This window comes from Thermoleptolyngbya sp. PKUAC-SCTB121 (assembly GCF_016919485.1).
GTDB lineage: Bacteria > Cyanobacteriota > Cyanobacteriia > Elainellales > Elainellaceae > Thermoleptolyngbya > Thermoleptolyngbya sichuanensis.
In genome coordinates, this window is the sequence record NZ_CP070366.1 from 4,164,562 (window position 1) to 4,188,475 (window position 23,914).

Consider the following 23,914-nt stretch of genomic DNA (forward strand, 5'->3'; position numbering starts at 1 on the left):
TAACCCCCCTTAAACAAGGGGGGAATCGAACCCGGAGTGACCCGAAGCAGGGAGAACTGGATCGAAAGTCCCCCTTGTTAAGGGGGATTAGGGGGATCTTTCAGAACCCGGAGTGACCCGAAGCAGGGAGAACTGGATCGAAAGTCCCCCTTGTTAAGGGGGATTAGGGGGATCTTTCAGAGCCTCACGCAAACTATCGAGATGTGTATACACAGTAGCCCGCTCTGGGAGAGGGTTTAAAGCCTTCGGCACACCAGAAAAGGGTGAGGGAGATTGGCAAAGTTGCACATTGCGTTGCACATTGCATGTGACCTTGCATTCCGAACCTCCCTTATTTCCCTGCCCGCCTAGAATAGATGCATTCGAGAGATACATTCGAGGACGTTTGAGGTTTCGCTATGCTGCCGATTGACCTACAGCATTTGCCCTCCAGCGAAGAGCTACCTTGCTCGGATGATACGCCCGTGGACAATGAAGACCAGAATCTTTTGCCCAATATCCTGCTGTTTTTGCTCAACTCGATTTGGGCGAACCGCAACGATTGGTACTTTGGCGTGGACATGGGCATTTATCACACGACGGGCAAGAGTCCGAAGGTGCCTGTGATTCCGGATGGTTTTTTGAGCTTGGGGGTTGAACGTCGCAAGCCGAGCCGCAAGGGACGAGGACGGCTCAGCTATGTGCTGTGGGAAGAGAACAATATTCCGCCGATTTTGACGCTGGAGCTGGTTTCCCACAGCTATGGCGGGGAGTATGACGAAAAGATGGACATCTACGCCCGCCTGGGAGTGCTGTACTATGTCATCTACAATCCAGAGTTTTGGCAGCGGGACGGGCATCAGCCCTTTGAGGTGTACAAATTAACCAATGGGCAGTACGAGTTGCAGATTGGGGAGCCGTACTGGATGCCGGAAGTTGGGCTGGGAATTGGGCGACATCAAGCGCTGTTTGGCAATCTGCCGCAGGAGCAGTTGGCGTGGTTTGATGCGAAGGGCGATCGCTACCTGAGTGAAGCTGAAGCCGAACGGCGGCGGCGAGAACAACTGGAGGCGTTTTTGCGATCGCACGGCTTTGATCCAGACCAGTTGCCGCCTAGCTAAGTGCCTGAACAATAGGGGCGACGGAGAAGGGGGTTTCTTCAGCAAAACCCGGTTCAAGGCCTAAGCGCTACGCCCCAGCTCCTAGCTTGGTTAGCAGCGCTTGGGTAGCTTGGGTCGGCTGCTGCGCTTGCATGATGGCTCGCACGACGGCAACCTGGGTTGCGCCAGCAGCGATTACGTCGCCCAGATTTTCGGCATCGATGCCGCCGATGGCAAACCAGGGTATGGGCGAATGGGCTGCGGCGTAGCGCACGTAGTCCAGCCCAGCAGCGGCTTTGCCCGCTTTGGTTGGCGTTTCGTATACGGGGCCCACGCCGATGTAGTCTGCGCCTTCGCTAAGGGCCCGCTGCATTTCGTCGGGGTTGGTGGTGGAGCGGCCGATGATGCGGCTGGAACCTAGGATTTGCCGGGCCAGGGCGATGGGAATGTCCTGCTGACCCAAATGTACACCGTCGGCATCGACGGCCAGGGCAATGTCTACCCGGTCATTCACCAAAAACAGGGCATCGTAGCGACGGCAGAGGTGACACAGCTTTTCGGCGATCTGGAGGCGGGTGGGGTCGTCGGCATTCTTATCACGATATTGCACCAGGCTCAGCCCGCCCTGGAGCGCGGCTTCCACGATGGGCAGCAGGTGTTCGTGGGGCGAGGTGACGAGGTAGAGAGGCGATCGCCGCAGTTTGTGCATCCGTCCGTCGTGCGATCGCCCCATTAGCTGGCTGTCCAGCGCATAGACGCGATAGCGGAGTTGCTTGCAGGCGGCGGCCATCTCTGGTCGATCGAGCTTGCCGTATTCTTCTAGCACTCGCAGCGCCTCTTGCACCCGGCAGAGGTTGGCTTGTAGCAGCGCACCCAGGCTGGGACGCTCCATTTCGGCAGTGTGGGTCAGGTCGGTGCCGGGGTCGCCGGGGGTGTCGCGGGCGGCTCGCAGGTCGGCGGTGTGCCACTGGGCGAGGTGCTGGCGCAGGTCTTTGCATTCTGCGGTCAGGCTGGCATCGTTCAGCCCAAAGCGGCACCATTCTTCTACGATTCGCAGTCCCTCGCGGGCCCGATCCAGGTTGGCATCCAAAATGCGGTGAATCGCGGTGAGGGGGCGGTCGGCTGGGTGGTTCATACGATAAGGGATGGGGGTGGAAATGATGGGCTTTAGAGGGGGGTAGGCGGAATCGGGGAGCAAGTTGCAGCAAAACAGAGCCGAGAGCCATGCCGAGAGCGATCGTAGCGAATTTGGGTAGCGGGGGCAAAGGCGGGAGGGGAAGTGTGAATGTTGCTGGGGAGAAATTGGGGCAGAGGGCGCTAGAAGGAGCGGGGGAAATGATGGGGGCGATCGCCAGAAGTTGTCTTTATTCGACCGGCTTCAGAACTTTTTTACATAGAAAAGTGAGCAGTTTTTGAGAGATTCGCTAGTATGAATGGCTGAATTTCTAAACACCATAACCCCGTCAGAATTTCCAGCTTTTTTGGGAGGGCAACGATGACTCTAAAGGGATGGGTACGGCCGCCAGTTGGGATGCGAGTGCAATCTATTCGGTCGATTCGGCAATCTCCAGCGACTCTGCACATCCAGCAGTGGAGCCAGTTGGCTGTTCTAATGTTGGGGCTGTTGGGGACGTTGGGAGCGCTGGAGGGTGTGCCTCGCCGATCTGCCCAGGCCAATGAACCTGTGGTGCAAGCGGCCGTTTCTCAACTGATCTTTGTGCATCCGGTGCTGGGCAGCGATGCCACGGGAGACGGATCGCCGCGATCGCCCTTCCGCACGATTACCCACGCGGCCCGACTTGCGCCGCCCAATACGGTCATTCTGCTTGCAGCGGGAACCTATGCAGCGGCTAACGGGGAACGGTTTCCGATTTTGCTGCCGCCGGGGGTGGCGGTGCAGGCAGACCCGACCACGGGCGGCGAGGGGGTGGTGATTCAGGGGCAAATCGCGCAGGGCGGTGCGACCCCGATGGCTGTGACTGCTGCCCCTGCTGCCCCTGCTGCAACTGCTGCCCCTAATGTTATGCCGCGCCCAGCTACGCCGCGCCCAGCCGCCCAGTCTGCTATGCCAATTGCGCCGCAGGCGAGCATCAGTGCTGAGGTTGTGGAAGAACCCGCCGTGCCGTTTCCCTTTGCAGCAGCGGGCGCAGGGTTTTTGCCAACCACGCCGACGGGCGATTTTCCGGTATCCAGCGGGCTGAACCCGCAGCGAGGAGCCACCCCGCGCACGTTTGGGCGGGCGGCTGGAGGGCGATCGCCCTCGTCTGCCAGTGCATCCGCAGCGCCGATGCCAACGCATGGGTCTATACCAATGCAGGGTTCGATGCCAACGCAGATTGCGCCCCAGTCTCTCCAGGGCATTCCCATTTCCGTTGCGCCGCCTGCGGTGATCTACCCGCAACAATCTCACGCTGGAGATGGCAACAGCCCATTGTCTAGTCAGTTTATTGGCCAGCCCATGCCTAGCCAGCCCCTTTCGTCCGGGGGCTTTGCTGCGCCGACTCCTGTGCGGCGGCCGGTTGAGCAGCGTGCCTTTCGTCCTTTGCCCCAGCGCACCTCCCAGGGTGGTGCAGTGGCGCTCTCGCCGTCTCGTCAGGAACCCGTTGCGAATTTTCAGGGCGTGATTGAGATTCCTGTACCGCCGCCAGAAAGCTCTGGACGTGTGGCTCCGCGCCAGTCTGGGGGAACAGTGCAGCGATATGAGCGGCCGCCTGCGGCGGGGCGATCGCCCGTCGCTGTTCCGCCTGCCCCTCCCTACACGCAATACACGCTGCTGCCCGTGCCCGACCCCAATGCGCCGATTGGCAATGTCGGCGGTGTGCCCAGTGTGCCTGTGTCTGGCGCTCGTCCCCGCCCCACTACGCCCGTTGCCAGCCGCGCCAGTGAGCTAGGGCTGCGCTATCGGGTGGTGGTTCCCGCTGCCAGTGCGGCTGTGCAGGATCGCGTGCTGAGCGTGTTTCCTGGCGCGTTTCTCACCTACGATCGCCGTCAGTCGGTGGTTATGCAGGTGGGCGCGTTCAATAGCGAAGCCAATGCTCAGGAAGTGATTGATATTCTGCGTCAGAACGGGGTTCGCGCCCAAATTGAGCGAGTGGACTAGGCGGGGTTTTGGATTTTGGATTTTGGATTGCCGATTAAGCTTTTGGGCAGCTTTCAGCGATTTTATTCGCAGCGCTACGGAGGATGGATTGGGCGTTTGTCTGGTTTCTGCGTCTAGATTAAACCTCATTAAACCTTGCTTACAATCCCAAATGTTTTTGCACCTGCCGCAGGGTGCGCTGCATGTCGGGGAGGCGTTTCCAGGCGGCGGCGATGCGGCGAAATTCGGTGGCGGGCATGGCGGGTGCGCCCATGATGATGCTGTTGGGCGGAATATCGGCGTGGATCATGGATTTCCCGGCAATTTGGCTGAAGTTGCCGATGTGTATTTGGTTATTGATGCCGACCTGTCCGCCAACGATGACGCGATCGCCCAGGCTGCTGCCGCCGGCCATGCCTGTTTGAGCGGCGATCGCGCAGGCTTCGCCAATGGTGCAGCCGTGACCGATCTGGACGAGATTGTCGATCTTGGTGTTGCGGCGGATGCGGGTTTCGCCGACGGCGGGGCGATCGACGGCACTGTTGCAACCGATTTCTACGCCGTCTTCGAGGACGGTGCGGCCGGATTGCTCCATCTTGAGCCAGCCGTCGCGGGTGGGGACGAAACCGAAGCCTTCGGAACCGATGACTGCGCCGCTGTGGATGACGCAATCTGCGCCGATTTGGGTGCGCTCGTGGAGGGTGCAGTTGGCATGGAGGATGGTGCGATCGCCCACGGAAACGCCGGGATACAGCACGACGTTGGGATGGATGCAAACGTGGTCGCCAAGGACGCAGCCTGTCTGGATCACCACATTTGCGCCGATGGAGATATGCTTGCCGAGGGTGGTGGTGGGGTCGATGATGGCGCTGGGGTGAATGCCGGGGGCGGGCTGAAAGGGTTGGTAAAACAGGGCGATCGCCTGGGCAAAGAGGAGGCGCGGGTTGGGGGTGGCGACCCAGGCGATGGAGCGATCGCTGGCGGCCTGTTGCAGGGCGGCATCCTGGGGCAAGATCAGGGCGCTGGCGGCGGTGGTGGCGACCTGCTTGGCAAATTTACCGCCTTCGATGTAGCTGAGGGTGCCGCTGGGGGCCGATTCGATGGGAGCGATCGCGCTGATCTCTGGGTCAAGGTCGGGCTGCTGGGGGAGGCTGCTATCCAGGGTGTGACCTGGCTTGCCAAGCTGGTAGACAATTTCGCTAAAGCGCATTTTGACAGTCTCTTCGACAGACTCTTAGGGGTGGATCTATGAAGGGTGGGCATCGTTGGGCTGCACCGGGCTGACTTTGGCTCGAAACAGCAAGCGATCGCCCCAATAGTATCCAGCAAAGCGCACCCGAATGCGATCGCCCGGTTGCACTGCTGTCCTGGAAGCCTCCATCAGCTCGTGCTTTTGGGGGTCATAGCCTGCTTCGCTGCCAATCGGCGCAATGGTGGTCACGTCCCAATCGGTGAGCAGTCGCTCAAGCGGGCGCAAGTGGGGCACGAGTTGCCGAGCTGGAAAGTCGGGGTTTTGCTCAATCACATTCAGGAAGACGGGCAGTTTTTCGAGCAACGGCTCTAGCTGCAACAGCGCGGCCCGCTGGCAGGACTGGACGGCTTCGGCGGTCTGCTGTTCGACCTGGCGCTGCAACCGCTCATACTCTTTTTGCAGAGTCGTATTTTGCAGAGTCGTATTTTGCAGAGTCGTATTTTGCAGGGTCGTAGGCGATTCGGATCGAGCAGCTTTTGAAGTGGACTGTAGGTCTGGACGTGCGACGGGCGAAGAACCCGAAAAGGTGGCAATCAGGTTGCTAATCGAGGTGTCTAAGGCGTGGCTGAGTCGGGCGATCGCTCCCACGCGCAGCTTTAGCACGCTACCGCGCCGCATTTGGTCGATTTGCCAGGTGGACACGCCTGCTTGCTGAGCTAGGGCGGCAAAGCTGGGGATGCCAGCCTGCTGCATGAGCGATCGCAACTGCGGCGTATAGGGAAACGAATCTTTAGACGAAGCCATGCGGTGAGCCAAACACGCGGTGAGCCAGACGCTATGCCAAGTGCATCTTAAGAATCGACGGAGAGGCCCGCCGCACCTTGCATAAAATCGTCTCATGTCCCAGGCGCGAACAGGCCTCAAAACGGTGGCAGCCTGAAAATCCGTAATATTGCCCGTCTACTTCTAGTACGTCAATCGGCTCCTGGAGTCCAATTTCTTGGATGGATTCCATCAGCGCCCGGACTTTTTCTTGGTCATTTTGGCGAAAGAGCGGTCGCTGGATTAAGCGAATGGGGATTGCTTCGATTCTCATGGCAGTGAAAAGGGTGGTGGAACGTCGTGTGCAGTGCAGTTTGTGCAATGTAGTTTGTGCAAGGCAGGTCTGGTGAGGCTGCATCTGCACCAGCAGCCTTGGCTGCCTGACACAAGTGCCTCAAGTGGGGGAAGTACGTAACGTAGTTTCAAGGATTTTAGGAGATGTGTCAGGCAGTCAGCCAGCAGCCTGCTTCTCTTAAGCATACTCATAACGAGTATGACTTGCAAGCAATCGCCCTGGAAACTCGCTAGACGGGGCTTTGCGGCTTGCTTAGGTGTTTTTCGGACTTTTTTAGAGCTAATTTGTAAAGGAGCCTGAAAGCCTTGTTAATCAAGGATTTCCGAGAAACCTCTTTTCCTGGGCAAACATGACCTCAAAGCCACACATGCCAAGAGTTTCAGGCTTCTTAAGATTTGCTTCATAAATTAGCTCTTAATACTTCTTCACGGATTCTTCATGATTTTTCTGCGTAAGTAGCGCTGCAGGAACCGCGTTTCTGATGAAAATATTGTAAATTATGCTAGCAATATAAAAACTTGAGAGGGAGCATCCCACTTTCGCGAAAACAGTGCGAAGGGTGAGAATGGGAGGGTAGCCCCAGGGATGACTCACCATGACACCTGAAGACCAAAAGCGATTGGAAGCTTGTACAGCAGAGATCGCCGAGATTTTGTATCGCAATAGCAACCGAGAGGGGCTCGATAGTCTAGAAGGCATCGAGCAGACTGTACGACGGCAAATGCTAGAGGAGGTGAGCCCTCGAGTTGCCCTTTTTTTGTCAACCAGAAAGCCTACCCCGCCCGAGGCCGGGTTCGCCGATTGAAGAGTTTGGTAGGTCCTTGAGATTCGTCAAAGTCAGGCAGAACGGTTAGGCGTAAAGGCTTACAGCCGTCTCAGTGGTGGCCTAGAGAAAGCCAACCTACGCTTAAGTGCCAACGAATCGTTTCAAGATGCAGAGGATGACATCGTAGCCCTGACCGGGATGCGGGTCGGGCACTCGACCCAACAACGTCTGGTGGGGCGTCAGTCGTTCGAGTCTGCCGAGGCTAAACAAGGCGTCAGTGAGGTCAGCATTGATGGCGGCAAAGTCCGTCTGCGTGACCTGCTAGAGTCCGATAGCCCGTGGCGAGACTACAAAGCGGTGCGGGTGGAGGGGATTTATTACAACGCCTTCTTCCAAGACAATGACAGCTTGATTGATTATCTCAGCGCTCAACGCTTGCTCTCCCCACTGGTCTGTCTGGGCGATGGTCACGCTGGGGTGTGGAATCTGTTTGCTCAACTCACTACCGTTGAGACCCGTTGGGAAATCCTCGATTGGTACCATCTCAAAGAAAACCTCTACAAAGTCGGTGGGTCGCTCAAGCGCTTAGCAGCGGCGGAAATGCTGTTATGGCAAGGTCAAGTGGAAGCCGCCAGGGCCCTCTTTGCCGACTGTCGGCGCAAGCAAGCCCGCAATTTTGAAGCCTATCTGAGCACCCATCGCTCTCGCATCGTGAATTATGGGTTCTACCAGGCTGAGCAACTCTGTTCTATTGGATCAGGAGCCGTAGAATCGGCTGTCAAACAGATTGGGCGACGCCTCCAAATTTCGGGTGCTCGCTGGAATACGGCCTCCGTTAATGCCATGTTGAGTCTGCGCTGTGCCTACCTCAATGGACAGCTCGCCAGTTGACTGTTTCATCGAAAGTGGGATGCTCCTAACTTGAGAACAAGGCTCTCGAATGTAACCTAATATTTCTCTGTTGGCTTTATTTAGTTAATGTTTTTCGCTTTATTAATAGCTGATAGGCCTTCGTATTGTGGCTGTAGATTGTGGCTGTAGATTGTGGCTGTAGATAGTAAGGCAACGTTTTACAGCGATGTCGTATTGGTATTCTTCGGGCTAACAATATCTTGATTTCTATCTTCTAAAACTCTTAGCTGTTGCTGTATATGGGGCTGAATCTCTACGTCTTGTCTGAAAATTCTCCTGATAATCAACATGTAGGTTGGTCAGTCAGTCAGAATCTAGAAGAAGTTCTATCCAGTGTTTTTAAGCCTGTCTTTCTCTACCCCACTCATAACCAGTCAATTCGGCTGGGTTCGCTGAAAGTTTCCGATCGCTATGTGTCTTTTACTCGACGATATCGGCATCGCCTGTTTCGCTCCTGGTATGAGTTAGAGCAGTTGCCCAGTTTGGATTCTGGGATAAATGTATTGCTTATTGTAGGGCTTGGGTCGCAGTTCCTACTGTCGATGCATACGCTCGGCCCTCTGCTGAAACGGTTTGATGTCAGAATTGGTTACCTGTTGGATGGGTTTAGCGCAAATCACCTCAATCCTGCCGCCATTTCTTGCCTGGACTATCTGTTTACAATCAGTCAGGATATGGCTGATTCTGTGAGAGAGACGCACGGCATTAATGCGATGTACTTGCCGCTTGCGACAAATACGTTGAGGGTGGAACTCAATCGGCAGCATCGCTGGATTGATATCTTGAGCTATGGTCGGCGAAATGAAGCGATCCATCGACAGCTTCATGCGCGATTTGGAGGAGCAGAGAGCGATCGCTTTTATTTGTATTCCACCTTTTCCAAGCCTGATCTGCTTGACCGAGGCGAGCATGTGATGCTCCATTCGAGGTTGCTCAATCATGCAAAAATCAGCCTTTGCTTTGAGGAGCATCCCACTTTCGATGAAACAGTCAACTGGCGAGCTGTCCATTGAGGTAGGCACAGCGCAGACTCAACATGGCATTAACGGAGGCCGTATTCCAGCGAGCACCCGAAATTTGGAGGCGTCGCCCAATCTGTTTGACAGCCGATTCTACGGCTCCTGATCCAATAGAACAGAGTTGCTCAGCCTGGTAGAACCCATAATTCACGATGCGAGAGCGATGGGTGCTCAGATAGGCTTCAAAATTGCGGGCTTGCTTGCGCCGACAGTCGGCAAAGAGGGCCCTGGCGGCTTCCACTTGACCTTGCCATAACAGCATTTCCGCCGCTGCTAAGCGCTTGAGCGACCCACCGACTTTGTAGAGGTTTTCTTTGAGATGGTACCAATCGAGGATTTCCCAACGGGTCTCAACGGTAGTGAGTTGAGCAAACAGATTCCACACCCCAGCGTGACCATCGCCCAGACAGACCAGTGGGGAGAGCAAGCGTTGAGCGCTGAGATAATCAATCAAGCTGTCATTGTCTTGGAAGAAGGCGTTGTAATAAATCCCCTCCACCCGCACCGCTTTGTAGTCTCGCCACGGGCTATCGGACTCTAGCAGGTCACGCAGACGGACTTTGCCGCCATCAATGCTGACCTCACTGACGCCTTGTTTAGCCTCGGCAGACTCGAACGACTGACGCCCCACCAGACGTTGTTGGGTCGAGTGCCCGACCCGCATCCCGGTCAGGGCTACGATGTCATCCTCTGCATCTTGAAACGATTCGTTGGCACTTAAGCGTAGGTTGGCTTTCTCTAGGCCACCACTGAGACGGCTGTAAGCCTTTACGCCTAACCGTTCTGCCTGACTTTGACGAATCTCAAGGACCCCTACCAAACTCTTCAATCGGCGAACCCGGCCTCGGGCGGGGTAGGCTTTCTGGTTGACAAAAAAAGGGCAACTCGAGGGCTCACCTCCTCTAGCATTTGCCGTCGTACAGTCTGCTCGATGCCTTCTAGACTATCGAGCCCCTCTCGGTTGCTATTGCGATACAAAATCTCGGCGATCTCTGCTGTACAAGTTTCCAATCGCTTTTGGTCTTCAGGTGTCCTGGTGAGTCATCCCTGGGGCTACCCTCCCATTCTCACCCTTCGCACTGTTTTCGCGAAAGTGGGATGCTCCCAGACGGATGCTTTTCCCAATGGGATGGTTGATGATAGAAATGGGAGCTTGTGAGGCGGGCAAGTTGCTGGATGTTCTGCGCCAAATTCCCCAATCTCCAATCCCCAATCCCTCATGACCCTACCAACGATTGAATTTTTTGAAGGCATTCCCGAAGACCTGAGCGGCGTGAGCCTGAGGCGCGATCGCACGACAGGCGCTCAGTTTGTCGTGATGACGTTCGAGCAGCTCAAGTCTATCGAGCGGTTCCAGAGCTTCACTAACCGCTTTAATAAAGCCCTCTGCCTGACAGATGAAGAAGGCCGCATCGAGATCGAACCCGACAGCATAAAGTTTATCTTTGGCGGCGACGAGGGCGACGAGCTAAAGCGGGTGGAATGCCGCTTTGAGCTAGTCCGCGAGGAACATTGGGCGCGGTTTATGCGGTTTATGAATCGCTATGCCGAAGCGAACGGCATGGAATATCAGGGCAAAGAGACTAACCGCGAAAACTAGCTGGGCGGCGATCCTCCCTGGATTCCTTTTGATACAAAAGGGCTGCGTGAATTAGCTCACTTGCTTAGCTTGCAGACCCACTAAGTCCGCAGGTTTCACCACGCCATATTCGGTGATGATGCCCGTAATTAGCTCCGCAGGCGTGACATCAAACGAAGGATTGTAGTAGTCCAAGCCCTCCGGCGCGATAATAGTTTCGCCGATTTGATAGATCTCGATGGGGTCGCGCTCCTCGATGGGGATTTTGCCACCGTCGCTGAGGCTGAAGTCCACCGTGGAGAGCGGCGCAGCGACATAGAAGGGAATATTGTGGGCGCGAGACACCAGCGCCAGACTGTAGGTGCCGATTTTGTTGGCGGTGTCGCCATTGGCGGTGATGCGGTCTGCGCCCACCACGACGGCATCCACCAGCCCGCGCTGCATACAGTGCGCCGCCATGCTGTCGGTGATCAGCGTAGTGGGGATACCTTCCTGCACGCATTCCCAGGCAGTGAGGCGGGCCCCTTGCAGGCGGGGGCGTGTTTCGTCGGCATAGAGCCGCTCCAGCCGATCTTCTCGCCACACGGAGCGCACGACCCCCAGGGCCGTGCCGTAACCTGCGGTGGCCAGGGCCCCGGCGTTGCAGTGGGTCAGCAGGCGCAGCTTGTGGGGCGTGGTAGGCAGGGCGGCTAGTCCGTGGTCGCCGATCGCCCGACAGGTTTCCAGGTCTTCGGTCTGGATTGCCTGCGCCGTTTGCAATAGCGCTGTTTTGAGATAGTCCACCGGGCCGATGGTCTGCCGTGCCACCTTCAGCATCCGCTCTGTGGCCCAAAACAGGTTAACGGCGGTGGGCCGGGTAGCCCGCAGCTTCATCGCCACAGACTCTAACTCGCGCAAAAACTGATCGCGATCGCCCGTCTCGATTTCTCTGGCTCCCAGATACATCCCGTAGGCAGCCGCCACGCCGATTGCGGGGGCCCCGCGCACGATCATGGTTTTAATGGCGATCGCCATGTCATCACAGCGGCTAATCTGCACCAGGTCATATTCAGTCGGCAGTCGGTTTTGGTCAATCAGCCAAACATGGTCGTCTTGCCAAATCACAGGATAGACCTGCGAGGTTGGGAGGTTCATAGGACAGGGTCAGGGGGGTAGAGGTCTAGCTTTGTCCTAAATTAACCCCCCAGTGGGCCGAAACGCCAGAGGCCAGACCGTCTGGGCGTAGCCCACAGAATTCAGGAACATTTTCCAAAACGAACCAGGAGCGCAGGCCCCCGGTTCTGGAATTCCCTAGCGGCGCGATCGCCGGGGTACAAGCGTCAGCGTCAGAGACGCAGGATCGACCGGGCTGGACAAGCTGCTGCTGGCGCGGATGGCGCTGCTGGTCAGGATTTGGCGCACCTGGGCATCGGTCAGGCTGGGGTTTGCCTGACGCATCAGGGCGACCACACCCGCGACGTGGGGGGTAGCCATCGACGTGCCGTTCAGGGATTGATAGCGACCGCCCGGACGAGTCGAGAGAATATTCACCCCTGGGGCTACAACATGCTGCATTCGGCTATCGGTTCCGGCGCGATTGGAGAAGGATGCCAGGTTGCCGCTGCTGTCGATTGCCCCGACGGAGACACCATACTGAATCGCAAGGCTGGCCGGGTTGCTGGGGCGGGCTGCGCCTTCGTTGCCTGCCGCCATAACCACGATCGCCCCTCTGGAAACGGCATGGGCGATCGCCGACTCAATGTCGCTGCTATAGCCACCGCCCAGGCTCAGGTTAATCACGTTTGCCCCGTTGTCGGCCGCATAGCGAATCCCCCGCGCCACGCTCAGGTTTGTGCCCGATCCGTCGTCTCCCAGCACCTTCACAGGCATAATCTGGGCATTGTAGGCAACTCCGGTAATGCCTGTGCCGTTGTTCTCTGCGGCAATCGTCCCGGCAACGTGGGTGCCGTGCCCGTTCACGTCCATCGGATTGTTGTTGCCGTTGGCAAAGTTCCAGCCGCGCACATCGTCCACAAAGCCATTGCCGTCATCATCGATACCGTTGCCCGGAATTTCCCGCGTGTTGCGCCAGATGTTGGCATCCAGGTCGCTGTGGGTATAGTCCACGCCCGTATCCACCACAGCCACCACCACGTTGCGTCCGGTGTAGCCCTGTGCCCAGACCTCTGGCGCATTCACCAGGTTATTGCTCCAGCTATGGCCTGCGTCTGCCACTGGGGTATACGGCGTGCGACCGATCGACTGCGCGACGGCCGCTGCGGCATTGACCAGGCCATAGCCATAGGTGCTGTTGAACCCGTTGGCGGGGGGCTGAGCATTGGGCGTACTCAGCGTCAGCGAGTAGTTCCCCGTTTCATTGGCCCAATAGCTGGTCACGCGGACGATATAGCCAACCCCTGCTTGCAGATTGAGCGTCAGGCGGGCGTTTGTGCCGCCGCCCCCGTCATCGTTTGCGGCGATGACCCTACCCGTGCGGCTATCGACGATTTGCAAGTACGCATCAAACGCGCCAGAGGTCAGGTCTAGCTGTACCTGTCCGCCCGTTGTGCTTTGCAGCCTGTAGTCATCTTTGTAAGTATTGGGGCGAGTGGGGTTGCGGGCATCCCAGCGTGAAAGCGATTCGTGGATGGTTTGCTGAGCATTCACGCCGCCCGATCTGCGGTTTCGGGTGGCTGTGGCGACTAGGCTTTCATCGTCTGCGAGTCCCGTGAGCGCGTCTGACTTTGAGGTATGGCGCTGGCCGGGTTGGGAATTCGCGAAAGACGGGCGATCGCCCCCCTCCTGTCCGTTAAAAGATCCGCTGAAGAGAGAGCCGGATGCAAACCGAGAACTATCCCAAATACTTGAACTCGATATGGATAAATTAAACGATAACGAACGGCTTCTTGAACCTGAGATTGAATCAATATCGGATAAGTTTTTGAACGTATCCTGATCGTATCTGGCACTGAAGGCAGTCTGCTGCGGGTATGCTTGGCTGCCGAGGCGACTGAAGCCATCGGTTGTGCCTGCTAGTCCAGACAAGTGAAAGCCTGAAGACAGGCCGGGCAAGTCAGCACTTAAGGTATCGGGCAATGAAGCGTAAGTAAGGTCTGGCATTACTAATATCCATCTGAATTAAAATTATCCGGGTCGCAGCTTAGGCTGCACAAACAGACATAATTCAGACGCAGCAAGACGTATGCAAAACCAATGCAGAGTTGACACAAAACTGTTGACACAAAACTGACGCAAAGTTGATGCAGAGCAATGCAAAGCTCTACGCCAGACCGTTGTACCAAAATGCGCTGGGCGATTGCCGTCTTTCAGCCAACGCCCGACCATCCAGAATCTTCAGCAACCTGAGCAGATGGACTTCTGGATAATCCTTAAAAACCGCAATCCGAGTTACTTGGAGTCCCCTCTGGATACAGATGCACCCTGATTTATAATCAGTTTCTACTGTGGCTACTGTGGAGCCTTACTCCCCGAATCCTAATCCTCAAAACCTGATTCCTATGAACCCAACGTGCGATCGCCCTTATACCGTAATGCTGATTGTGCCGACGGGGGTGGGCGCAGCAATCGGCGGCTATGCGGGGGATGCGCTGCCCGTGGCAAGGGCGATCGCCCAGGTGGCCGATCGGCTGATTACTCATCCCAACGTGCTGAACGGGGCACAGTTGTATTGGCCGCTGCCCAACGCGCTGTACGTAGAAGGCTATGGGCTGGATCAGTTTGCCGCCGGACAGTGGGGGCTGCGGCCGGTGCGCCAGAACCGAGTGGGGCTGTTGCTGGATGCGGGCATCGAGCCGGAACTACGCTGGCGACACTTGCAGGCGGCAGACGCAGCGCGGGCAACCCTAGGGCTGAGCCTGACGGAGTATGTCGTGACGGATGCGCCGCTGGGTGTGAGCCTGCAAACGGCAGCTTCCGGCGCAACCTGGGGCACGCTGCAACATCCCGATAGCCTGCTGCGCGGGGTAGAAACGCTGATTACGCAGGTCAGAGCAGAGGCGATCGCCGTTGTGGCCCGCTTTCCCGACGACGAGGGCAGCAATGCCTTGCAGGACTATCGCCACGGGCAAGGAGTCGATCCTCTGGCCGGAGCCGAAGCCGTCATTAGTCATCTCGTCGTCCGAACCTTCCAAGTTCCCTGCGCCCACGCGCCCGCCCTGTCGCCGCTGCCCCTCGATCCGACGCTTTCTCCCAAGTCTGCTGCTGAGGAATTGGGACACACGTTTCTTCCCTGCGTGCTGGTCGGCCTCAGCCGCGCCCCGCAGTTTGTTTGCCAGACGAATCAGAACCCACTGAGCCAGGACATCTGGGCCGATCAGGTTGATGCGCTGGTGATTCCTGCCACGGCTTGCGGCGGCAGTGCTGTCCTCAGCCTGGGGCAAACCCACACCCAAATCATCACCGTGGCGGACAACACCACGCGGATGCAGGCTCCTGCTAAGGCAATGGGCATTCGGGCGATCGCCGTCCAGTCTTATCTGGAAGCCCTCGGCGTGCTGGTCGCCCACCGCGCTGGCCTCAACCCCGCTGCTCTATCGCCAACGGTGGAGACTTTGCGGGCGATCGCCCCTTCCGCCAGCCTAGAATCCCTCACAGCAAACCTCCCCAAAATGCTAGCCTGAGAGAATTAGGCAGCAGGCAGACGGGATGGAGTGATAGAAAGAATTGGATACGGGATGTGCAACTTTCAATCTGCCCTCATCCTCCAAACCCTTCTCTCGACCTGGGAGCAGGGGAGCAAGAGAGGCTTGAAGTCCCCCTCCCGCTCTGGGAGAGGGATTGAGGGTGAGGGCGATCGGCAAAGTTGCCCATTGAGAATTGGATAGTGCGAATTGGATAGTGCGAATTGAATAGTATGATCAAGCGCAACGGAATGATCACAAGCCCCTGGGTAAACCTTACCCTCCAAAACCCCAACCCTTGAACCCCTAGTCCTTCAGCACCCTAGCCCTTCAGCACCGTGCCCACCCCCACCCAACCCCAACTCGAACCGCTCGATCGCACCCAGGTGCTAACGGCAATGGGCATTACGGCGCTGGTGCTGCTGATTGCGTCCCGGTTTTGGCTGGCGTTTGACACGGTGGACATGCTGCCCGTCAGCGTTCGTCCGTCTGCGGTAGGGCTTGGGGTGGCGCTGGCACTGGGTATTAGCCTGGCCAGTGAGGGAGCCTATCGCCTCTGGCCGGCCTATCGCACCAGTGCAGACACCTACCTGGCGCTGGTCATCAAGCCGCTGACCTGGGTTGACCTAATCTGGCTGGGGCTGCTGCCGGGGCTGAGTGAGGAGCTGCTGTTTCGCGGCGTGATGCTGCCCGCCATCGGGCTAAATTGGTTTGGTGTGCTAGTCAGCAGCCTGTGCTTCGGCGTGTTGCACTACAGCGGGTCGCAACAGTGGGCCTATGTAGTTTGGGCAACAGTGGTGGGCGCGGCGCTGGGGGCTAGTGCGCTGCTGACGGGCAACCTGCTGGTGCCGATTGTGGCGCATATCGTGACGAATCTAATTTCTAGCGGCACCTGGAAGCTGAAGCAGCTAGAGGTCAGCGGTTAGGGGCAGTCTCAACTTTAGTTTCTGTTTATGGAGTTTCTTGTTTACGGAGTTTCTAGAGCGCCTTTTGCAAGTTTTGGTAGTCTTTGAGTTCCCCTTGCACGTTCCCTAGCCCTTCCCAGCAGAAAAGATCGCGCTTGCCCGGAGCCGCAGATTTGGGAAAATGGTTGAGCTTAAGTCGTCATCTTGATGAAATAAGCGCTTTTGATAGCGATCGCCCTCTAGTTGACCAATGGTGATCGTTGGCTGCTTGGGAATTCCGATATAATCTCGACCTCCCAACCCCAGGTAATCCGCAATCCAATCCTCAGGCACTCCCAGTAGCGCGTAGTCTTCAGTCTTCCGAGCATAGTCATTTTGCCAGTTTGTACTCACTACTTCAGCAATCAGCTTAATTGCCACACCTGATGTAATTACTGCTTGATGCCGCCACAGCAGTTCATGGACCAACTGCGTCTGATCAAGAACAATTACATCTGGGCAAAACGCTGTGCTGTCAGAGATGCAGATCAGGCAACGATGGGGAATCACATAGGGCAAGTTTAGTTGGTCAATTTCAACACTGAGTTTCCGAGCGATAAAGCCAATCCCCTGTTTATGTAACCCTGTTGGCTCCAAATCAATTAGCTCTCCATCAATCAACTCATAGGAATCCCGATCGCCACACTGTGCAATAAATTCGTCTGCATGAAGTCGAGCTAAATTTATTTGAAATTTGAACCACCGATTTTCTCCTGACCTGATTCCTGAAATCTACAAAGGTCAGGACTTACGCACTTGCGATATACTTCCTGGATTTTGGACAATTTCTCGCGAGCTGCGCCCGAGAGAAATTGTCCAACTGCGTAAGTCCTAAAAGATCTACAAGTTTCCCAGGCAAAGCTGCCATTGGTTTATGTGCAGTTTACATGCAAAAGCCGGGCGATCGCCTCACCTGCGCGGTGAAAGCAAACGTCCGGCTACAAACTCGGCGGCTGACCCAATCTCCCGTCATACTCTAGGCAGTGAGCATATCCCAAGCGGTGAGAGCGGGACAACTCAAGGTGGTGGGAGCCGATTACGACCTATCGACTGGAGCGGTGGGCATCCGGGTCGATTGAGTGGAGACTAAGTAGAGACTCTGTATAGAGAGTATAGAGACTCTGTGCAAGCAGCGCCTCCTGAAAGAAAAGCGCTTAAATCAACGCTGACTCCAGATTGCCAGCCTACAGACCTTGGCGAGACACAAACTTCTCGAAGTCGGCCTGCGTCTGGTGCAACAGCTGCTGACGGCTACCATCGGTGCTGTTTAGGTTGGGAACCAGCTTACGGGCGTGCAGGGCCATGTGAAGTTGAAGATGTGCAACGTATTCGCTGAAGTCTTCCCTCAGGACGGGAGCGGCGATGGATTCAGTCGAAGAAATTAGAATGTTCTCCTTCATGTGCCTGCGATATCTCAAATACATGTGTTTAATTAACAGTATCGACCGTAGCATGATGGGTTTACACAGTTTGCGAATCGCAATGAAGTGTAATCTATGCAGCAGAGTAGCGTTGGGAATCGGGAAGGACTCGGTTTTCGGCTTGTTAGGGAGAATGGGCTGGAGGCCTCAAGGGGGTGTTTGAAAAGGTATCGCCTGTAATGTTAAGCACTCAGAGATCCCCCCTAGCCCCCCTTGAAAAGGGGGGAAACCGCCTTAAAGTCCCCCTTTTTAAGGGGGATTTAGGGGGATCTTGCACGCTTTGCTACAAACAGTAGGACTTTTCAAACATCCTCTAAGGGCCTGAGGCTGACTTGTTTGGCTTTCTTGGGGCAGGTTGTAGAACGCTATGGGGAATGGATGGTGGGCGATCGCCCTGTTTGCGCCGATAGTCATCACGCCATCTGCCGCCAGGGGTTTCGATCTGGCAGGCAGCGGGGGAACGCTCCTGCACCCGACGGAGCCAATCCATATCGCCCAGCGTTCTCGCGAGCCATCCCGGCGCGTGCCGCAAACCCGCTGTCCCGACACGATCGAGTCCTTGATGCCGCTGCTGCTGCGTGATTTGCCCAGCTATGCCAATCGCGTTATTGCGCGATCGCGCTCCCGGAGCCGCGCCACCGACCTGCCGCCCAGCTACGTGCTGCTGGCGGGGCCGCCCGACTATCGCCCCCTGCCTGCAAATCTGGAAGCACTGGGGCTGGCAGAATATCAGGCGATCGCCCCCGACGACCAACCCCAGCAGGTCTTTTTCACCACGCTAGAGCGGCAGTACGGCTACGGCGGCTATACCCGACTCCAGGGATTTTACTGGGTTTTTCTAACGCAGCAGGCAAACCAGTGGCACCTGGCAGGTGTGCTGTCGAGTGTGGGTGGCTATCCCCAGCGGCAGCCCGCCAGCCCGCCCCGCGACGGCAGCGAAGGTGTGGTCGCGCAGGCGATTCGACTGTGGCTTCGGGATTGTCATGCCGGATCAATCCGAGTCGGTCTATAAGTTGATTCCTAAATTCCTAATAAGTTGATTCGTGGGTTAATCAAACGCCCTGATTAAATGCCCAGATCGTTCAAATCAAGCTGGGGTAGGTCAGGCGGCACCACCCGGCGCGACTGGACGACCTTGCGGCTCTCGCGCTGGGTAGACATTTCGACGGCGATTGCCTCGAATTGCGTTTCCACGCAGCCAAAGGGCACCGTGACTTGGGTGTAGGCAATCTGGTAGCCCTGGCCATCGGGTGCAAAGTTCATCACCCAGCGCGGCCCGTCCAAAATCGTGCGAGATTGGCGATCGCGCAGCCACAGCTTGATGTAAAAGCGCGGCTCCAGATCGGGTAAGGCAATACCAATTTCAATACGCTGGCCAGAGGTGAGTTCGCCCTGAGGCACGTCCATCACAGGTGAGGGCACAGGCTCTTCCGCAGGCAACACCACGGGCGGCAGCTCTGGTGCGTGTTCGGGGCGATACAGGCTGGAGCGCTGGGGCGGCGGCAGGGGCGCATCTTCCACCACGATTTCGTCCGTGGTCAAGTCCAGGTCACGTCCCAGCGGCGGCGAACCCGGCTGCATCAGCGTCCCCAGCTCTCGATCGGTCGCCAGCGCCGTCAGCCGAGACAAAAAGCGACGCTGCAAGTTCAACGCCTGAAAGGCCCGATCCTCCGGCGACAAAAAGCGGGGTGTGCCGTTGGGCAAGGGCGCAGGCTGCCCCAGAGAGAATGCTTCGTGGTTCCACTCCAGCGGGGTATCTGCCGAATCGGCGATCGCCGGAGTCGGCTGCGTCTGGTCGGGCTGCGGCTCTGAAACTGTGGCTTCCAGGTTTGCAGTTTCGGAACTGCCTGCCTCCAAAGGGTCGGCTGCTGCTGGGGACACTTCTCGGACAGCGGCTCTGGGTTCGTCCGGGGGGATTTCGACGGGCGGCTTTGAGCGACTGGCGCGATTGACGTGAGTCAGGTAAATCGAAAGATCGGCATCGTCTGCTGCGGCGAGGGGCGGGGGAGGCGATTCTGGAGCTGCCGCGTCGGAGTCCGCAAAATTTGCAACCTCCTCAACCCATGCTGCTTGATCGTCGGGAAGCAGGCGATGGGTCAATTCGCCCTCGGTTTGATCCGCTGTCGATTGGATTTCGTCCGTTTGGGATGGATCGGGCGGCGGGGCGCTGCTGTCGAGGCGAGTGACGGGGGTTTGCCCAGTCGAAACGGCGGCTGCCAACTGCCAGAGGCTCATGCCGTTTTCAAAGCCAGGCAGCGGGTTGCCCCAGGGCGGTAGCTCCACAGGCTTGGCGGTCGGCGCATCGGCGGCCGCTGCTGGCTGAAAGATCTGCGGCGGTAACACCTGATCGCCTGCTGGACGGACTTCTGGCAATGGCGCGGCGGAGACGGGTGTGCCATCCACCAAGTTGAGCAAGGACAGATCTAGGTCTTCTTCATCGACAAACGGCGAGGTGAGGTCGCCTGGAAAATCGTTGGCGATCGCCTCCAGCAAATCATCCAGCGCCGCCGTCACCGTGAAGCTCTGGGCCGCCAGCAAAAATGGCTCCTGCTGTTCTCCTTGAGGCGCGGACAGCGTTGCTTCGCCCAGCATCAGCCGGGTGGTGTCTACATCGGGAATGTCGATCGCGCAGTCTATGGGGCAGGGCAGGGTTCCATCTGGCAAGTGATGCCTGACTTGCACCAGCGGTTCGCCGCTTTGCGGATCGCGCAGGATCAGATCCAGAGACAGGGCGGGAAGCTCTGGTCGGGAGCCTTCGGCCCAGTCGGGAGTCGCGGCGACCACCTGGCCAGTGATCCGCAGCGCACTGCCCCACTGCGCGGCATAGTGGTCGGGCTGTAGCACCAGGCGCAGCGGCGGCAGGTCGGCGGGGGAGAGGATCGCTGCCGCCAGAGTCGGGTCAAGTTCCGACGGCTCGGTTGGACGGTGTGAAACTTCTGCACCTGCTGCCGCACCAGCGTCTGGTAAGTCTTCCGCCTCAGCCTCGGCTACCGTTGCCCCAGATTCAGACGCTTCGGGGGGTTCCGTCTCGATCGCCTCTAATGCTGCTAGAAAGTCGTCTGCTGCCGAAACTGGCTCGGTAATGGCGGGTTCGGTAACGGCTGGCTCGATGACTGGCTCGGTAATGGCGGGTTCGATCGGAGGTGAGGCTAGGGGGCGATCGCCCAGATCCTCTAGCTCCAGGAAACCTTGGGCGAAACTTTGGGCTTCTGGCAGTCTTTCAGGCTCCAAAGGCTCATCCGCTCGATCTGGGGCTGAATCTGCCACCTGATCGGTCACTGCAATGCGGCTTTGCCAGTCCGTCGGCGACAGGTCATCGTCTCCGTCTGCCTCCATCTCATGGCTCAAGACCTGGAGCTTGACCCCATAGCCCCAGCCCTCACCCACCAAGTCAGACATGAGATCGCCAACGCAGCGCAACTCCCATGCCCCCGGCTCCAGCCGAGTAAAGGGCAACACCACCAGCAGCCCGTCAGGATTGGTCTGCCCCATCCGCTTTTGTACGCGCCGTCGGGGCGGATGCTCGGTGGTGATGGTCTGGATAATAGAAATTTCGACGGGTGTATTTACCCGGCTGGAGCGGGCCACGACCCGATAGCGCCCTTCTAGAACCTCCACATCGGGAGACTCTAGGGGCAACCAAGAGCGATCGCCCTCCTGCTGAATCAGAAATTCCCAAAACGCCATCAGAACCTCTTGCCAGGACTGGGAAACGCAAAATACTAATTTCGGTCAGCTTTCGGTCAGCTTTCGGTCAGCTTTCGGTCGGCACTCAGTCCAGCATCACGCCCTGAAAAACAGGCTGAAACAGATTTGCTGAAACATGTGCTGAAACAAATGTTTCGAGATGTCTTCAGCACTCGCCCAAGCTGGATGATCACCGTGCTTCTTTAATTACACAAATACACAGTCCAATACACGGTTTTAGTGTATCGAATTACTACAGAAGTGGAACCACCAGCCTGACTTGAGCAGATTTTGTTAAAAATTCTTAGCGTTTCGACATTGCAGCACAATTCGCAGTACATTCGGTTCTGAACCGCTTGTAGTTCCCGATAGGAAATTTGATATGGCAGCTTCTTATTTGCCTTCCATCTTTGTTCCCATTATTGGTTGGGTGTTTCCCGCTGTGACGATGGCGCTTTTGTTCATCTACATCGAGCGTGACGAGTAATTCACTCTGCCCGACTTTGCCCGATCCTATCTGAGGTTTTCTTCTCCTCATTCTCAGATATCGCAACGAACCGTTACAAATTTCTTGGAGATTCTCGAACATGACAGACGTAGTGCAGCCCGCTGGCGATCCCCAGATCGGCAACCTAGCAACTCCGATCAATTCCTCCGGCTTTACCAAAGCGCTGATTAATAACCTGCCTGCTTATCGTCCTGGGCTGTCGGCTCAGCGTCGCGGGCTAGAGGTGGGCATGGCGCATGGCTACTTGCTCTTTGGCCCCTTTGCTTACACCAGCCAGTTCCGCAACTCTGGCGTGGGCGATCTGGTGGGGCTGATCGAAGCCGTGATTCTGGTGGTGATTCTGACGGTATGCCTGTCGCTCTACAGCAGCGCTGGCGTGAAGAAGCCGATCGCCACGGTGACCACGCCCAACCCGCCGGAAGCTCTCTCTACGTCTGAGGGCTGGAGCGAGTTTGCAGGCAGTTTCCTGGTGGGCGGCATCGGCGGCGCAGCCTTCGCCTATCTCGTGTTCCAGGTGTTCAAGTCGGGCGTGTTTGAAACGTTTGGCAACCTGGCAGGCTAGAGGGTTGGGGGTTAGGCGTTTGGTTCTGGTTTGAATCTGCGCGAACCCGTGTGTTAAGCCTGCAATCGGCTTGGCCTTTCCTGGGATTCTTTGACTAAACCTCTACCTAAAATTTTCAGAGGGGGCGTGGATCGGTATCCGCACCCCCTTTTGCGTTAGAAAGTTCTACTGGATTCTGGATGTGCATCGCCGCGAAGTGCTGGTGTTTCGGGAGCCAACTCCAGACGACTATCGGCAATTGAACACGCAACCAGGGAATGCGGCGATCGCCCCCCTCGCTTTTCCAGATATTAGGATTCCGATCACTCAGTTGTTTCTACAACAGATGGGGTAAAAAGCATGGGTGCATCAGATTGCTGGGTAAATCGCAGGTCGGCAGCCCGCCAGGACGCTGTGAAGCTGGACGACGTTGCCGATGACGGCGATCGCCGGAGCCTCGAAGCCGGTTTCTTCGACCTGTTGGGCGATCGTGCCCAGCGTGCCCAGCAGTTCTTCCTGGTCGGGGCGCGTGCCCCAGCGGACGAGGGCGATAGGCGTGTGGAGGGAGAGTCCGCCAGCCTGGAGTTCTGCGACGATGTGCGGCAGGTTGTGAACGCCCATATAGACGACGATGGTTTCGCTGCCCTGGGCGATCGCCCGCCAGTTTACCTCTGGGCGATATTTGCCCGCCGACTCGTGCCCCGTGACGAAGGTAACAGAGGAACTGTAGCTGCGGTGGGTCAGCGGAATTCCAGCATAGGCCGGCGCGGCAATTCCCGATGTCACCCCCGGAACCACCTCCACAGGCACACCCGCATTTACCAAATCCTCCATTTCCTCGCCGCCCCGCCCAAACACAAACGGGTCGCCGCCCTTCAGTCGCACCACAATCGCGTGGGTCTGTGCCTTTGCAATTAGCAGGCGAGTCGTTTCTTCCTGCACCAGCGAATGCCGCCCGCGCCGCTTGCCTGCGTTGATCTGCTCCGCCTTCGGGTTGATCATCGCCAAAATCTGCGGACTCACCAGCGCGTCATACACCACCACGTCTGCATGTTCCAGCAGGGTCTTGCCCTTCAGGGTAAACAAGCCCGGATCGCCGGGGCCCGCGCCAACTAGGTAGACTTTGCCGAGGGGAGTTTGCATAGAAGAAAGAAAGGAAATGAGTGAATGAGGGGTTGGAGGGTTGGCGTAAGCGACCTGACTCCTGTTTCCGTCAGTGTATCGTCTGTCTTTGGCGAACAGAGAAGCGCCATGCGGGAATCATCGCTTTACCATGCACAGGGTGCATTCCGTACCTTTTGATACATTTTTTGATAGTAGACCGTCGGTTGGATTCGATTTAGAGGATGTTTGAAAAGTCCTACTGTTTGTAGCAAAGCGTGTAAGATCCCCCTAAATCCCCCTTAAAAAGGGGGACTTTAAGGCGGTTTCCCCCCTTTTTAAGGGGGGCT

Annotated in this window: 21 protein-coding genes and 1 pseudogene; 11 read left to right on the plus strand and 11 right to left on the minus strand. The window is 57.1% G+C overall.

Annotated features, from left to right (window positions below; genetic code table 11):
* Positions 1-398 precede the first annotated feature (398 nt).
* Positions 399-1,100, plus strand: a complete 702-nt coding sequence (locus JTM80_RS17040) for a Uma2 family endonuclease (protein ID WP_172358103.1) — start codon at positions 399-401, stop codon at positions 1,098-1,100.
* Between the two features lie 67 nt (positions 1,101-1,167).
* Here the strand turns inward: JTM80_RS17040 and JTM80_RS17045 are convergent, their stop codons facing one another.
* A complete protein-coding gene (locus JTM80_RS17045; RefSeq protein WP_205369904.1) occupies positions 1,168-2,214 on the minus strand; it encodes a thiamine phosphate synthase in 1,047 nt (348 codons plus the stop codon).
* A gap of 396 nt (positions 2,215-2,610) precedes the next feature.
* On the opposite strand from JTM80_RS17045, the gene JTM80_RS17050 reads away from it, so the two are divergent.
* Entirely contained in the window at positions 2,611-4,179 is a 1,569-nt protein-coding gene (locus JTM80_RS17050) for a DUF1565 domain-containing protein (RefSeq protein WP_205369905.1), read from the plus strand.
* Positions 4,180-4,318: 139 nt separating this feature from the next.
* Here the strand turns inward: JTM80_RS17050 and lpxD are convergent, their stop codons facing one another.
* The 3 genes from lpxD to JTM80_RS17065 are packed head-to-tail and all read right to left on the minus strand — an operon-like array spanning position 4,319 to position 6,446.
* Entirely contained in the window at positions 4,319-5,368 is a 1,050-nt protein-coding gene (gene lpxD, locus JTM80_RS17055) for a UDP-3-O-(3-hydroxymyristoyl)glucosamine N-acyltransferase (protein ID WP_205369906.1), read from the minus strand.
* A gap of 36 nt (positions 5,369-5,404) precedes the next feature.
* Positions 5,405-6,154, minus strand: coding sequence for a nucleotide exchange factor GrpE (grpE, locus tag JTM80_RS17060; RefSeq protein WP_205369907.1), 750 nt, complete (start codon positions 6,152-6,154; stop codon positions 5,405-5,407).
* 31 nt (positions 6,155-6,185) lie between these two features.
* Positions 6,186-6,446: a sulfiredoxin gene (locus JTM80_RS17065; RefSeq protein WP_172358108.1), complete on the minus strand. Its 261-nt coding sequence runs from the start codon at positions 6,444-6,446 to the stop codon at positions 6,186-6,188.
* A gap of 616 nt (positions 6,447-7,062) precedes the next feature.
* Between JTM80_RS17065 and JTM80_RS17070 the strand changes: the two are divergent.
* Positions 7,063-8,124: pseudogene (locus tag JTM80_RS17070) on the plus strand (ISKra4 family transposase).
* Between the two features lie 281 nt (positions 8,125-8,405).
* On the plus strand, positions 8,406-9,158 hold the full coding sequence (locus JTM80_RS17075) for a hypothetical protein (RefSeq protein ID WP_205369908.1): 753 nt from the start codon (positions 8,406-8,408) through the stop codon (positions 9,156-9,158).
* On the opposite strand, the gene JTM80_RS17080 is transcribed toward JTM80_RS17075, so the two are convergent.
* Positions 9,136-10,175 (minus strand): ISKra4 family transposase gene (locus JTM80_RS17080; protein WP_205369909.1). Its coding sequence is split into 2 segments (ribosomal slippage): positions 9,136-10,043 and positions 10,043-10,175, totalling 1,041 coding nucleotides; the frame shifts between segments, so codons are not numbered across the junction. The genes JTM80_RS17075 and JTM80_RS17080 overlap by 23 nt on opposite strands.
* A 208-nt stretch (positions 10,176-10,383) precedes the next feature.
* Between JTM80_RS17080 and psb28 the strand changes: the two genes are divergently transcribed.
* A complete protein-coding gene (gene psb28, locus JTM80_RS17085; RefSeq protein WP_172358110.1) occupies positions 10,384-10,764 on the plus strand; it encodes a photosystem II reaction center protein Psb28 in 381 nt (126 codons plus the stop codon).
* Between the two features lie 51 nt (positions 10,765-10,815).
* On the opposite strand, the gene mtnA is transcribed toward psb28, so the two are convergent.
* Positions 10,816-11,877 carry an S-methyl-5-thioribose-1-phosphate isomerase gene (gene mtnA, locus JTM80_RS17090; protein WP_172358111.1) on the minus strand — a complete coding sequence of 354 codons (1,062 nt, stop codon included), beginning with the start codon at positions 11,875-11,877 and terminating at the stop codon, positions 10,816-10,818.
* 156 nt (positions 11,878-12,033) lie between these two features.
* On the minus strand, positions 12,034-13,389 hold the full coding sequence (locus JTM80_RS17095) for a S8 family peptidase (protein ID WP_205369911.1): 1,356 nt from the start codon (positions 13,387-13,389) through the stop codon (positions 12,034-12,036).
* A gap of 851 nt (positions 13,390-14,240) precedes the next feature.
* On the opposite strand from JTM80_RS17095, the gene JTM80_RS17100 reads away from it, so the two are divergent.
* Both JTM80_RS17100 and JTM80_RS17105 read left to right on the plus strand, forming a co-directional pair.
* Positions 14,241-15,362: a DUF3326 domain-containing protein gene (locus JTM80_RS17100; protein ID WP_172358113.1), complete on the plus strand. Its 1,122-nt coding sequence runs from the start codon at positions 14,241-14,243 to the stop codon at positions 15,360-15,362.
* A gap of 338 nt (positions 15,363-15,700) precedes the next feature.
* On the plus strand, positions 15,701-16,288 hold the full coding sequence (locus tag JTM80_RS17105) for a CPBP family intramembrane glutamic endopeptidase (protein WP_290427086.1): 588 nt from the start codon (positions 15,701-15,703) through the stop codon (positions 16,286-16,288).
* A 105-nt stretch (positions 16,289-16,393) separates the two neighbouring features.
* On the opposite strand, the gene JTM80_RS17110 is transcribed toward JTM80_RS17105, so the two are convergent.
* Together JTM80_RS17110 and JTM80_RS17115 are read right to left on the minus strand one after the other, a co-directional pair.
* A complete protein-coding gene (locus JTM80_RS17110) occupies positions 16,394-16,927 on the minus strand; it encodes a Uma2 family endonuclease (protein ID WP_255548797.1) in 534 nt (177 codons plus the stop codon).
* Positions 16,928-17,490: 563 nt separating this feature from the next.
* Positions 17,491-17,706, minus strand: a complete 216-nt coding sequence (locus JTM80_RS17115; RefSeq protein WP_205369913.1) for a hypothetical protein — start codon at positions 17,704-17,706, stop codon at positions 17,491-17,493.
* Between the two features lie 388 nt (positions 17,707-18,094).
* On the opposite strand from JTM80_RS17115, the gene JTM80_RS17120 reads away from it, so the two are divergent.
* On the plus strand, positions 18,095-18,739 hold the full coding sequence (locus JTM80_RS17120) for a hypothetical protein (protein ID WP_172358115.1): 645 nt from the start codon (positions 18,095-18,097) through the stop codon (positions 18,737-18,739).
* Positions 18,740-18,792: 53 nt separating this feature from the next.
* Here the strand turns inward: JTM80_RS17120 and JTM80_RS17125 are convergent, their stop codons facing one another.
* Positions 18,793-21,414: a hypothetical protein gene (locus tag JTM80_RS17125; protein ID WP_205369914.1), complete on the minus strand. Its 2,622-nt coding sequence runs from the start codon at positions 21,412-21,414 to the stop codon at positions 18,793-18,795.
* A 382-nt stretch (positions 21,415-21,796) separates the two neighbouring features.
* Between JTM80_RS17125 and psaI the strand changes: the two genes are divergently transcribed.
* From psaI to JTM80_RS17140, 3 genes are all read left to right on the plus strand, one after another.
* Positions 21,797-21,901 carry a photosystem I reaction center subunit VIII gene (gene psaI / locus JTM80_RS17130; protein ID WP_172358117.1) on the plus strand — a complete coding sequence of 35 codons (105 nt, stop codon included), beginning with the start codon at positions 21,797-21,799 and terminating at the stop codon, positions 21,899-21,901.
* A 100-nt stretch (positions 21,902-22,001) separates the two neighbouring features.
* A complete protein-coding gene (locus JTM80_RS17135; RefSeq protein ID WP_172358118.1) occupies positions 22,002-22,484 on the plus strand; it encodes a photosystem I reaction center subunit XI in 483 nt (160 codons plus the stop codon).
* A gap of 181 nt (positions 22,485-22,665) precedes the next feature.
* On the plus strand, positions 22,666-22,818 hold the full coding sequence (locus JTM80_RS17140) for a Uma2 family endonuclease (RefSeq protein WP_172358119.1): 153 nt from the start codon (positions 22,666-22,668) through the stop codon (positions 22,816-22,818).
* A gap of 14 nt (positions 22,819-22,832) precedes the next feature.
* Here the strand turns inward: JTM80_RS17140 and cobA are convergent, their stop codons facing one another.
* Complete coding sequence (gene cobA / locus JTM80_RS17145) at positions 22,833-23,606, minus strand: uroporphyrinogen-III C-methyltransferase (protein WP_172358120.1); 774 nt, start codon at positions 23,604-23,606, stop codon at positions 22,833-22,835.
* Positions 23,607-23,914: the final 308 nt, after the last annotated feature.